We start from the raw sequence: 11933 nt of genomic DNA on the forward strand, positions 1-11933 counted from the left end.
CCGTGAACGCACGGTTATGCTCTGGAAAAACGGGACCGGAATGACGGACAACAACGACGACAAGACCCTCCATGTAACGGGCAAGAAGACTTTGACGCTGAAACCGTCGGGCCTGAGCCAGGGAACGGTGCGCCAGGATATGGGGCGTGGCCGCACGAAGGCTGTTGTCGTGGAAACGCGCAAGCGCCGTCCCACGCGTCCTGAAGACGAAAAGCCTGTGGCGCCCGTCGTAGCCGCAGCAGCAGCAGCGCCCCCCGCTCCGCGCCCGCCGCAACCACAGCCGCAGCCGCAGGCTTCACAGCCGGCTCCGCGCGTGCAGTCCGAGCCGCAGCGCCGTCCCGATCAAGGCCAGCAGCGCCGTCCTGACCAGCACAATAATCAGCAGCGTCGTTCCGACAACCAGCAGCGCCGCCCCGATCAGGGCCGTCCGCAGCAGCGCACCGGCGCTGTTTTGAACGATCTCTCGCCGGGCGAAATCGAAGCCCGTCGCCGTGCGCTCGCTGAGGCCGCCATCCGTGACGCGGAAGAAGCGCGCCAGCGCGCTGAAGACGCCGTGCGCCGCGAGAAGGCGCTTGCCGAAGAGGCCGCTCGCAATGCGATCGAAGAAGCGGAACGCGCCAAGGTAGAGGCTGTCCGCGCGGCGGAAGAGGCACTTGCGCCCGCCGTGGAAGTCGTCGCTCCGGCTCAGCCTGCGCCAGTCGTCGCCCGCGCCGCTCAGCCTTCGGCCGAACCTGTGCGCCGCGCTGACGCAGCTCCGCAGGCGCGCCGTCCCGACAATCGCGCCCCGGCCGCTCCGCAGCCTGCAGCTCCCGCCAAGGCGCCGGTCGGCCCCGCCCGCGGTCCCGCAGGTCGCGGTCGTCCGCAGGACGAAGAAGAAGAACGCCGCGGCAGCCCTGCACGCGGAAAGGTCGCCTCGCGCGTCGAAGCCCCCAAGCCAACCCGTAAGGTCGAAGACAATCGTCGCGCCCCTGCCAAGGTCGTGGTCACCGGTGAGGACGAAGACAGCTCGCAGCGCGGCCGGTCACTGTCGGCCATGCGCCGGCGGCAGGAAAAGTTCCGTCGCAGCCAGATGCAGGAAACCCGTGAAAAGGTCATGCGCGAAGTCGTGCTGCCTGAAACGATTTCCATTCAGGAACTGTCGCAGCGCATGTCCGAACGGTCTGTCGACGTCATCAAGTTCCTGATGAAGGAAGGCCAGATGATGAAGCCCGGCGACATCATCGAGGCTGACCTCGCTGAACTGATCGCCGTGGAATTCGGCCACACTGTCAAGCGCGTGTCGGAATCTGACGTCGAAACCGGCATCTTCAACCGTGAAGACGATCAGGAAGAACTGCTGCCTCGCGCTCCGGTGGTGACCATCATGGGTCACGTCGACCACGGCAAGACTTCGCTGCTCGACGCCATCCGCAACGCCAATGTCGTTTCGGGCGAAGCCGGCGGCATCACCCAGCATATCGGCGCCTACCAGGTCGAGAAGAATGGTCACAAGATCACCTTCATCGACACGCCCGGCCACGCCGCCTTTACGGCGATGCGCGCCCGCGGCGCCCAGGTCACCGATATCGCGGTTCTCGTGGTGGCGGCCGACGACAGCGTCATGCCGCAGACCATTGAATCCATCAATCACGCCAAGGCGGCTGGCGTGCCGATCGTCGTGGCGATCAACAAGATCGACAAACACTCTGCAAACGCCCAGAAAGTGCGCACCGAACTGCTTCAGCATGAAGTGTTCGTGGAAAGCATGGGCGGTGAAGTGCTGGACGTCGAAGTGTCGGCAAAGACCGGCATCAACCTCGACAAGCTTCTCGAAGCCATCCTGCTGCAGGCCGAAATCCTCGACCTCAAGGCCAATCCGAACCGGACCGCTGAAGGCTCCGTGGTCGAAGCCAAGCTCGATCGCGGTCGCGGCTCCGTCGCCACCGTCCTCGTTCAGAAGGGCACGCTGCGGCCCGGCCAGATCATCGTCGCCGGCGACCAGTGGGGCCGCGTGCGCGCTCTGGTCAACGATCGCGGCGAGCATATCAAGGACGCCGGTCCGGCCACGCCGGTCGAAATCCTCGGCCTCCAGGGCACGCCGCAAGCCGGCGACAAGTTCGCTGTGGTCGAGAATGAAAGCCGTGCGCGCGAAATCGCTGAATATCGTCAGCGTCTGACGCGTGAAAAGGCTGTGGCGCGCAGCGCTGGCCAGCGCGGTTCGCTCGAGCAGATGATGACGCAGCTGACGGCTGCCGGCGTCAAGGAATTCCCGCTCGTGATCAAGGGCGACGTGCAGGGCTCGATCGAAGCCATTGCCGGCGCGCTCGACAAGATCTCGACCGACGAAGTCCGGGCCCGCATCGTGCATTCTGGCGCAGGCGCAATCACGGAATCGGACGTCTCGCTGGCGGAAGCATCGAACGCAGCCATCATCGGCTTCAACGTTCGCGCCAATCCGCAGGCGCGCGATGCGGCCGAACGAGCCGGTATCGAGATCCGCTACTACAACATCATCTATGACCTGACCGACGACGTGAAGGCGGCCATGTCCGGCCTGCTGTCGCCGGAGCGGCGCGAAACCTTCATTGGTTACGCTTCCATCAAGGAAGTGTTCAACATCACCAAGGTTGGCAAAGTCGCCGGTTGCCAGGTCACCGAAGGCAAGGTCGAACGCGGCGTGGGCGTGCGTCTTCTGCGCGACAACGTGGTTATTCACGAAGGCAAGCTCAAGACCCTCAAGCGCTTCAAGGACGAAGTCTCCGAAGTACAGGTCGGCCAGGAATGCGGCATGGCCTTCGAAAACTACGAAGACATCCGCGCCGGCGACGTCATCGAGTGCTTCCGCGTGGAGCACATCACCCGCACGCTGTAATCGGCGTCGCGAAAAAACATCCAATGGCGGCTTCGGCCGCCATTTTCGTTTCATGCCGCGCTTTATATGGCCGCCTTGGTTGACGAGGCGCGATCAAGGCATTTTGAGGCGATACACGGCGGTCTCCCCCTTCACATTCAAATCCTCCAACGCCTGAACCGTTTCGCACTGCAAGATCTTGCAATCCCGGCGCAAGCTTCGCGCCACGCAGGTCGCCTATTGTCGTTCTTGCGGCGTCTGGCGCCTGGAACATGATGATCCACCCCTATCAAAGCCTGACGCCGCCAATTCATCAGGGGAAATCATCAAATGCGTTACCATGCTTGGCAACGGGTCTTATCCGTTTCCTTCGAACGCCAGCCGGAAGAGCATGCCGACGTCATCCTGTCATCGGGCAATCGGTTGACATCGACGCGCGCGCCGCGACTCAATCTCTTCACAGTCGGAGCCGCAACCGCGTTTGGCCTGATAATCGGCGCGGCGCTGGAAGCCTATAGACGCTTCGTGCTGCCCGGCCTGCTTGGCCTGGAATCCGTACCGCCTCTGTCGGTCATCCTGCTGCAACTCCTGCCGTTTCTCCTGCTGATCTCCGCCCTCATCCTCGGGCGCGCCTATTACCTCGAAAGCTTGAAGAAACTGTCCCTGGCGTCCGAGATCGCCCCGGGCGCATTCGTCGACATCGACGTCTATGAGACCGGTGTCGAAACCTCTTCGGATGAAACCACGATCTGGATGCCCTGGACATCTGTCCGCGAAATCAATGTCGGCAAGCGGCGGATCGAACTCGTGGGCGACGGCTTCACCACCTATTTCCCCGAGCGGGCCTTCACTGACAAAGCCGCCTATAGCGATGCGTTGCTGACCTTCTCCAAGCTGCACCGCGTCGCCCGCAAGGCGCCGGAGGAACGCGTGGAGCCGGCGTTCGACCTCGCCCCAGCGGAATAATCTCAGCGGGAAAGCGTTGCTCCAGAGCGCAAACCGGCTGCTGGCCTTGACGTTTGGCGATAAAAGGTTCATTGGACCCAGCTTGTAAGAAGTGGCGACCAAGGTCGCCCGCCAGCCGGAAACACCATGACCAAACCCACCAACTCGGCTCCCTCGCAGAGAATGCTGCGAGTGGGCGAACAAGTCCGTTCCGCTCTGACGCAGATCATCCAGCGTGGAGATGTCCTTGACCCCGTGATCGACGGCGCTGTCGTCTCGATCACAGAGGTCCGCATGTCGACCGACCTCAAGATCGCGACCGCCTATGTTGCGCCTCTGGGCGCCGCCAGCCATGAGGCCGTCGTCGCAGCGCTCAATCGCAATGCCCGTTTCATTCGCGGCAGACTGTCGCCGGCCTTGCGCCAGATGAAGTACATGCCCGAAGTTCGCTTCCGCGACGACACAAGCTTCGAGAACTTCCGTAAGATCGACGAACTGCTGAAGTCGCCAGAGGTCGCGCGCGACCTCGCCCGGGACGACGCGCAGGCAGACGAGTAAACCTTTCATGTCCAAGCCCAGAAAGCCCAAGGGCCGGCCGATTTCCGGCTGGCTTATCCTCGACAAGCCGATGGATTTCGGCTCGACCGAAGCCGTCTCCAAGATCAAATGGCTGTTCAAGGCCCAGAAGGCGGGCCACGCCGGTACGCTTGACCCCCTGGCGTCCGGCATGCTGCCGATTGCGCTCGGCGACGCGACCAAGACAGTTCCCTACGTCATGGATGGTCGGAAGATCTATGAGTTCACCGTGTCCTGGGGTGAAGAGCGCACGACTGACGATCTGGAAGGCGAAGCGTCGAAAACCTCCGACCATCGTCCGTCAGAAGAAGACATCCGCGAACGGTTGCCGCACTATACCGGTGTCATTGAGCAGATTCCGCCGCAATTCTCGGCGATTAAAATCGCTGGCGAACGCGCCTATGACCTGGCGCGCGACGGTGAAACGGTCGACATTCCCGCCCGCGAGGTGGAAATTCATCGCCTGACGCTGCTGAAGGCGGAAACGGACCGCGCCTTTTTCGAGGTGGAATGTGGAAAAGGCACCTATGTGCGTTCGCTGGCCCGCGATCTCGGCCGCGATCTTGGTTGCTATGGCCATATATCGGAATTGCGCCGCTCCTATGTCGCCCCATTCGACGAAGACAAAATGACGCCGCTGTCGGTGCTGGTCGCGCTTGAGGCGATTGAGGATCAGGACGAACGGCTCGCAGCGCTCGACGCATACCTCATCGACACGGCCGAAGCGCTCGCGGCGCTGCCGCATCTTCCCGTCAACGAGGATCAGGCCCGCCGCATCAAGTCCGGCAATCCGATCATTCTGCGCGGCCGCGATGCGCCGCTGCCAACCCCCGAAGCCTATGCCACGATCCGGGGAGAACTGCTGGCGATCGGCGCTATCGAAGAGGGCGAGTTCCGTCCGAAACGGGTGTTCGGTTGACGCTTGACCATGTTCCGAAGGGCCGCGCGAGCGGCTCTTCCCTTTTGTGACGTTTTCGTTTATAGCCGCGCCAGCAAAGGGTTCGCCCAGCGCGTGAACTGGCCAATGCTGGACGACATCCCGGCTTTGGGCGTCTATCAAATCCAACTTCAAGAAAGGATTTCACGATGTCGATCACTGCAGAGCGCAAAGCCGCCCTCATCAAGGAATACGCCACCAAGGAAGGCGACACCGGTTCTCCGGAAGTCCAGGTCGCGATCCTGACCGAGCGGATCACCAACCTGACCGAACACTTCAAGGGCCATAAGAAGGACAACCACTCCCGTCGTGGCCTTCTGACCCTGGTTTCCAGCCGCCGTTCGCTTCTTGATTATCTCAAGAAGAAGGATGCGGCCCGTTATCAGAAGCTGATTTCGGCTCTCGGCATTCGCCGCTAAAAAAAACCGGCGGGAGGCTCTGGCCTTCCGCCGTCTTCTTTTTCCGACCGGTTCGGTCGGAGCTCCGGGCGCGGATGGGCCGCCGCCCGGCAATGTCACCGCCCATCATGGGGCAGGATTGCAGTCGGTTTCCGGCCTCAGAAACCCGCCGCTGTCTTGCCCGTGATGTGCAACGAATGCCAAGGCCCCCGCGCGCGCCGCGAAGGGCCCTACACACGAAGGACAGACTATGTTCGAAACCCACAAGGTCGAAATCGAATGGGCAGGCCGCCCGCTCATCCTGGAAACGGGCAAGATCGCTCGCCAGGCTGACGGCGCCGTGCTCGCCACCTATGGCGAGACCGTCGTACTCGCGACCGTCGTCTCCGCCAAGGAGCCGAAGCCCGGCCAGGATTTCTTCCCGCTGACCGTCAACTACCAGGAAAAGACTTATGCCGCCGGCAAGATCCCGGGCGGCTATTTCAAGCGCGAAGGCCGTCCGTCGGAAAAGGAAACGCTGGTTTCCCGCCTGATCGACCGCCCGATCCGCCCGCTGTTTCCGGCAGGCTACAAGAACGACACCCAGGTCGTCGTCACCGTCATGCAGCACGATCTGGAGAACGATCCGGACGTGCTGTCGATGGTTGCCGCTTCCGCAGCGTTGACCCTCTCGGGCGTTCCCTTCATGGGCCCGGTCGGCGGCGCCCGCGTCGGCTTCATCAACGGCGAATATGTTCTTAATCCGCATCTCGACGAGATGGACGAAAGCTCGCTCGACCTCGTGGTAGCCGGCACGTCTGACGCCGTCCTGATGGTGGAATCCGAAGCCAAGGAACTCAACGAAGACGTCATGCTCGGCGCCGTCATGTTCGGCCATCGCGGCTTCCAGCCGGTGATCGACGCGATCATCTCGCTCGCTGAAGCCGCCGCCAAGGAGCCCCGCGACTTCAACGCCCCGGATCATTCCGCGCTTGAAGCCGAGATGCTCAAGCTCGTGGAAGAAGAACTGCGCGCCGCCTACAAGAACACCGAAAAGGCTGTCCGCTACAGCGCGGTTGACGCCGTCAAGGCAAAGGTCAAGGCGCATTTCGTCGACGCCGAAGGCAACAGCACCTATCCGTCCGACGTGATCGGTTCCGTGTTCAAGGAACTGCAGGCCAAGATCGTTCGCTGGAACATCCTGGACACCAAGAGCCGCATCGACGGTCGCGATCTCGAAACCGTTCGTCCGATCGTGTCGGAAGTCGGCATCCTGCCGCGCACCCATGGCTCGGCCCTGTTCACCCGCGGCGAGACCCAGGCGATCGTGGTCGCCACGCTCGGCACCGGCGAAGACGAGCAGTATGTCGATTCCTTGACCGGCATGTACAAGGAACGCTTCCTGCTGCACTACAACTTCCCTCCCTACTCGGTTGGCGAAACCGGTCGCATGGGTTCGCCCGGCCGCCGCGAAATCGGCCATGGCAAGCTTGCCTGGCGCGCCATTCGCCCGATGCTGCCGACGGCGGAACAGTTCCCCTACACGTTGCGCGTCGTCTCTGAAATCACCGAGTCCAACGGCTCGTCCTCGATGGCCACGGTTTGCGGCACTTCGCTCGCCCTGATGGACGCAGGCGTTCCCTTGGCGAAGCCGGTTGCCGGCATTGCCATGGGCCTGATCCTCGAAGGCGACCGTTTCGCGGTTCTCTCCGACATTCTCGGCGACGAAGACCACCTCGGCGACATGGACTTCAAGGTCGCCGGCACCGCTGACGGCATCACCTCGCTGCAGATGGACATCAAGATCGCCGGCATTACCGAGGAGATCATGAAGGTCGCGCTCGGCCAGGCCCAGGGCGGCCGCAAGCACATCCTCGGCGAGATGGCCAACGCCATCACCGAAAGCCGTGGCCAGCTTGGCGAATTCGCCCCGCGTATCGAAGTCATGAACATCCCGGTCGACAAGATCCGTGAAGTGATTGGCACCGGCGGCAAAGTGATCCGCGAAATCGTCGAGAAGACCGGCGCCAAGATCAACATCGAAGACGACGGCACCATCAAGATCGCCTCCGCTTCCGGCAAGGAAATCGAAGCGGCCCGCAAGTGGATCCACTCCATCGTCGCCGAGCCGGAAATCGGCCAGATCTATGAAGGCACGGTCGTGAAGATTGCCGATTTCGGCGCCTTCGTGAACTTCTTCGGTCCGCGCGATGGTCTGGTGCACATTTCCCAGCTCGCCTCCGAGCGCGTCGCCAAGACCGGCGATGTCGTTAAGGAAGGCCAAAAGGTCTGGGTCAAGCTGCTCGGCTTCGACGAACGCGGCAAGGTCCGTCTGTCGATGAAGATCATCGACCAGACGACGGGCAAGGAAATCGTCGCCGAGAAGAAGAAGGACGGTGAAGACGCCGAATAAGCGTCCGACCCTTTCATGATTTCGGGCGCGGGATTCGTCTCGCGCCCTTTTGCTATCTATCATCGCGTTGCGCCCGGACGCAGTCTTCAGGCAGAAGCGCGAAGCCCCGGAGGCCAAAGAACCGCATGACCCGAGACGCCGTCAAAACCCTCTTCCACCCCTTTGCCATCAATGAACTCACACCGCCTGCGGACGGTGAACGGACACTCTTCCTTGGCGCGGAAACCGGCTACGAATTGCCGGAAGGTTTCTGCCCTGACATCCTCGCAGTGCAGACTTTCAAGCCGCTCTACGAAGCGCTCAAGCGTCGGGGCGTCAACACCCAGACTGAGATCGACGGCGAAGACTATGAGTACGTGCTGGTCCTCATGAGCCGGCATCGCGGCGCGAATGAGAACTATGTCGTTGAGGCCATGCGTCGGGCCAAGCCTGGCGCACGCATCGTGCTGGCCGGCGCCAAGGAGGACGGATCTCAGTCGCTGCGCAAACGCCTGAACGGACTGGGCGTCGAGACCCAGCATCTGGCCAAGCATCATGCACAGGCCTTCTGGTTTACGCGACCTGGCGATGTGTCTGACCTGACTGCTGCGCTTTCCACGCCGGACACGGTGGTCGACGGAAAATTTGTCACTGCTCCCGGCATGTTTTCGCATAGTGAAGTCGACGCCGGATCGCGCTTTCTGGCGCGCTATATTCCGGAAGGCTATCGCAAGGCCGTCGCCGATTTTGGCGCGGGCTGGGGCTACCTATCCGACGCCCTGCTGCAGAAGTCACCCGGCGTCGAACGCATCGATCTCTACGAAGCGGACTTCGCCTCGCTTTCCGCAGCCCGACGCAATTTGACCGGATCAGGCGCGAACTCAAATGTACGGTTCTTCTGGCACGATCTTGCGCGCGAAGAAGTCAAGCATCACTACGACCTCATCATCATGAACCCGCCATTTCATGAAGGACATGCCACGGAGCCAGGGCTCGGCCAGACATTCATCAAGACGGCCGCCAAGGCCTTGAAGGGCGGCGGCGAACTCCTGCTGGTCGCCAACCGTGGCTTGCCCTACGAATCACTGCTGGCGGAGCAGTTCAAAACCTCCGAAGAGGTGGCGCGGAACGCCCGATACAAGGTTCTGAAGGCGCGCAAGTAAGCCTGGGGGCAAAACGCCGTCGCGACTATCCACAGGGCGGCGCCTGCCGATCATCACGAAATTCCGGACGGGCGCCGCGCCAGCTGCGCCCGTCTTGGTTTTTGAATAGATATATCTATTTGATTTATTTATTCGTTTTGTCTTCTGCGATGAAAATGAAACGTGGACAGAATCTTCATTTCCCGATATTCTCTTCGTACGCCAATAAATTAGCAAAAGACGCCATGAATCGGGGATCTCACACCGAGGTGGATAAATATTCCGCGCCGTCCGGCCTTGCTTCTTCGGTCGGAGCGACGGCGGCGGAGTTTGGCATCGACATTGCGCCCATCTGCAAGGCTCTCGAACTCGACCCCAATTCTTTTGCCGACCTGACAGGCCGCGTCGGCATAGACCGGCTTTGCCGTTTGCTCGAGACCTGCGCACTACTCGCCCATGACGAGACTTTCGGTTTGAAGGTCACCGACAGATTCGTGCCCGGCTCGACAGGTCCCTATGGCTACGGGTTGATGGTGGCGCCGACAGCGCTGGATTTCTTCCGCTTCATGGGTGCGCATCAACAGTTCATTTCCGACACGTCTTATTTTCGGTTTGTCGTTGATCGCACCTGTGCGGAACTCGCTTATTCGTTTTCCCCGCTGATCGTGAAAAGAGATCAGTATGTGGATATGGGTTTGGCGCTCGTCCTGCAGCGGTTGAGGACATTCCTAGGTCCGCAGACCGATTTGGTCGAAGTGGGGCTGGAGAGGAATAAACCAGCAGATCCATCGCTTTATCGAGAAAAAATGTCTCGAAAGATCGTTTTTGGGCAGAGAATGAACTGGCTTCGGCTGCCTGCGGATTTGTTTGATGTCCGCAATCCCTCCGGCGACGAAAAACTTTTCCGATTGATGGATCTCCAATGTCGCAGCCTTCGTCCCGAGCGCTCCGACACCCAGAGTTTTCGCGAGGAACTCAAGGAGTTCATTCTCGCGCGCGTGGCGGACAATGCGATTGGTCTCACCGAGGCCGCCGCCTATTTCCGCGTGTCAGAACGCACCCTGCAGAGACGGTTGGCGGAAGCTGGCACCAGCATCAATGATTTGCGCGACGAAGTGCGACGTGAGCTTGCGGGGCGACTGCTCTCTCAGACGGAACTGAGCGCCGGCGAAATCGCCCATCGTCTTGGCTATTCTGCGCCCAGCGCTTTTTCTCGCTCGACGGTTCGCTGGTTCGGGCAGACGCCCCGGGACTATCGCAAGCAAAAAGCGAATGCCGGTTAAACTTATCATCCGAGCCTATTGCTTTAGCAAAAGCTCAAATTTATGGCGTGCGCAGTCAATGAATTCCGCCCTGTCTTGAATTAGGACAGCCCGTATCGAAACGGGACGCATACAAAATCATCAACAGACGATCGTTTCCAGCTGCCGAGACGGAGCCCGGCCAGCAAAGAATTGGGGAGGATATAAAACAGACCAAGTAGGTGGTAGAGTTATGAGCAGTCAGATCAGCGCCTATTCTAAGCGCAGCATGCCGGACCTGAACGACGCGGAACTGAGTATTTTGCGTTTGGCCGCGAATGGCTACAATTCCAGCCGCATCGCCAAAGAGACCGGCATCGAGATCGAAGGGGTAAAATCTGCGATGCAGTCTGCCCAGATCAAACTCGGCGCGACCAACGGCTTGCAGGCCGTGAGTATCGCTATTCGGTGCGGTTACATCGGCATGGAGCGCCGCTGACCGCAGCGACTATCATCCTGTTGGCGCCGTGGGCGCCTTCCATTGTCGCATCCACTCCTCCGGACCGCGACATGTAAGTTCCGAAGGCGGCGGACCGCCCACGCGCCCATCAAGAACCCGGCTCGCGCCTCCCGGCGGGCCGGGTTCTCATTTTATGGACACGCCATCTGAAGATCGTGCGTTTTCAGGTGTCTTGATCAGCGCTGCGCAATTGTTCCAGCACTGGCATAGAGGTGATGTTGTAGCCAGAATCCACATAGTGGATTTCTCCGGTCACGCCAGTCGAGAGATCGGAAAGCAGATAGAGCGCAGATCCCCCGATCTCGTCAATCGTCACCGTACGGCGCAACGGAGAGTGCTTCTGCTGCCAGCTATACATGGCGCGCGAATCCGAAATGCCGGCGCCTGCCAGCGTCCTGACCGGGCCTGCTGAAATCGCGTTCACCCTTATGCCGCGCGGGCCATAATCATTGGCGAGATAGCGCACCGAGGCTTCGAGGCCCGCTTTGGCGACGCCCATCACGTTGTAGTTGGGCATGACGCGGGTGGAGCCGCCATAAGTGAGCGTCAGCATGGAGCCGCCGTCATTCATCATCTCTGCCGCCCGGCGGGCGATCTCCGTGAAGGAGAAGCAGGAGATGACCATGGTGCGCACGAAGTTTTCACGCGTCGTGTTGGCGTAGAGGCCCTTGAGTTCCGACTTGTCGGAAAAGCCGATGGCGTGGACGATGAAGTCCAGCTTGCCCCAACGCTGCGCAAGCGCGTCGAACAAGGCGTCCACTGAAGCGACGTTCTCGACATCGCATTCGAGCAGGAAGTCTGAGCCGATCTCGGCAGCAAGCGGACGGACGCGCTTGCCAAGCGCCTCTCCCTGGAAAGTGAAGGCTAGTTCAGCGCCTTGGGCGGCCAGCGCCTTGGAAATGCCCCAGGCGATGGAATGATTGTTGGCAACCCCCATGATGAGGCCGCGTTTCCCCTGCATGATCCCAGTCAT

General features: G+C 60.8%; 10 protein-coding genes. 9 read left to right on the forward strand and 1 reads right to left on the reverse strand.

The genetic code is table 11. The features are described from left to right. Nucleotides 1–40 precede the first annotated feature (40 nt). From infB to M2360_RS00840, 9 genes are all read left to right on the forward strand, one after another. Nucleotides 41–2851 carry a translation initiation factor IF-2 gene (gene infB, locus M2360_RS00800; protein ID WP_280772464.1) on the forward strand — a complete coding sequence of 937 codons (2811 nt, stop codon included), beginning with the start codon at nucleotides 41–43 and terminating at the stop codon, nucleotides 2849–2851. 309 nt (nucleotides 2852–3160) lie between these two features. Further along, nucleotides 3161–3796, forward strand: a complete 636-nt coding sequence (locus M2360_RS00805; protein WP_280772465.1) for a hypothetical protein — start codon at nucleotides 3161–3163, stop codon at nucleotides 3794–3796. 126 nt (nucleotides 3797–3922) lie between these two features. Further along, on the forward strand, nucleotides 3923–4333 hold the full coding sequence (rbfA, locus tag M2360_RS00810; RefSeq protein ID WP_280772466.1) for a 30S ribosome-binding factor RbfA: 411 nt from the start codon (nucleotides 3923–3925) through the stop codon (nucleotides 4331–4333). 7 nt (nucleotides 4334–4340) lie between these two features. Continuing rightward, nucleotides 4341–5270 (forward strand): tRNA pseudouridine(55) synthase TruB, encoded by a 930-nt coding sequence (gene truB, locus M2360_RS00815; protein WP_280772467.1) that lies wholly within the window; start codon nucleotides 4341–4343, stop codon nucleotides 5268–5270. Between the two features lie 167 nt (nucleotides 5271–5437). Further along, entirely contained in the window at nucleotides 5438–5707 is a 270-nt protein-coding gene (rpsO, locus tag M2360_RS00820) for a 30S ribosomal protein S15 (RefSeq protein ID WP_280772468.1), read from the forward strand. Nucleotides 5708–5936: 229 nt separating this feature from the next. After that, nucleotides 5937–8078, forward strand: a complete 2142-nt coding sequence (gene pnp / locus M2360_RS00825) for a polyribonucleotide nucleotidyltransferase (protein ID WP_280772469.1) — start codon at nucleotides 5937–5939, stop codon at nucleotides 8076–8078. A gap of 125 nt (nucleotides 8079–8203) precedes the next feature. Then, the gene (locus M2360_RS00830; protein ID WP_280772470.1) at nucleotides 8204–9220 is read left to right on the forward strand and encodes a class I SAM-dependent methyltransferase; all 1017 of its coding nucleotides are present in this window, start codon (nucleotides 8204–8206) and stop codon (nucleotides 9218–9220) included. A gap of 119 nt (nucleotides 9221–9339) precedes the next feature. After that, nucleotides 9340–10482 carry an AraC family transcriptional regulator gene (locus M2360_RS00835; protein WP_280772471.1) on the forward strand — a complete coding sequence of 381 codons (1143 nt, stop codon included), beginning with the start codon at nucleotides 9340–9342 and terminating at the stop codon, nucleotides 10480–10482. Nucleotides 10483–10693: 211 nt separating this feature from the next. Beyond that, on the forward strand, nucleotides 10694–10939 hold the full coding sequence (locus tag M2360_RS00840; RefSeq protein ID WP_280772472.1) for a LuxR C-terminal-related transcriptional regulator: 246 nt from the start codon (nucleotides 10694–10696) through the stop codon (nucleotides 10937–10939). Nucleotides 10940–11123: 184 nt separating this feature from the next. On the opposite strand, the gene fabI is transcribed toward M2360_RS00840, so the two are convergent. Beyond that, entirely contained in the window at nucleotides 11124–11933 is an 810-nt protein-coding gene (fabI, locus tag M2360_RS00845) for an enoyl-ACP reductase FabI (RefSeq protein WP_280772473.1), read from the reverse strand.

This window comes from Rhizobium sp. SG_E_25_P2 (assembly GCF_029892285.1).
GTDB lineage: Bacteria > Pseudomonadota > Alphaproteobacteria > Rhizobiales > Rhizobiaceae > Rhizobium_E.

Excerpts from the sequence above, each read along its gene's own strand:
- rbfA (WP_280772466.1), top strand. The coding sequence starts at position 3,923 with ATGACCAAACCCACCAACTCGGCTCCCTCGCAGAGAATGCTGCGAGTG.
- M2360_RS00830 (WP_280772470.1), top strand. The coding sequence starts at position 8,204 with ATGACCCGAGACGCCGTCAAAACCCTCTTCCACCCCTTTGCCATCAAT.
- pnp (WP_280772469.1), top strand. The coding sequence starts at position 5,937 with ATGTTCGAAACCCACAAGGTCGAAATCGAATGGGCAGGCCGCCCGCTC.
- infB (WP_280772464.1), top strand. The coding sequence starts at position 41 with ATGACGGACAACAACGACGACAAGACCCTCCATGTAACGGGCAAGAAG.
- truB (WP_280772467.1), top strand. The coding sequence starts at position 4,341 with ATGTCCAAGCCCAGAAAGCCCAAGGGCCGGCCGATTTCCGGCTGGCTT.
- M2360_RS00840 (WP_280772472.1), top strand. The coding sequence starts at position 10,694 with ATGAGCAGTCAGATCAGCGCCTATTCTAAGCGCAGCATGCCGGACCTG.
- M2360_RS00805 (WP_280772465.1), top strand. The coding sequence starts at position 3,161 with ATGCGTTACCATGCTTGGCAACGGGTCTTATCCGTTTCCTTCGAACGC.
- fabI (WP_280772473.1), bottom strand. The coding sequence starts at position 11,933 with ATGACTGGGATCATGCAGGGGAAACGCGGCCTCATCATGGGGGTTGCC.
- rpsO (WP_280772468.1), top strand. The coding sequence starts at position 5,438 with ATGTCGATCACTGCAGAGCGCAAAGCCGCCCTCATCAAGGAATACGCC.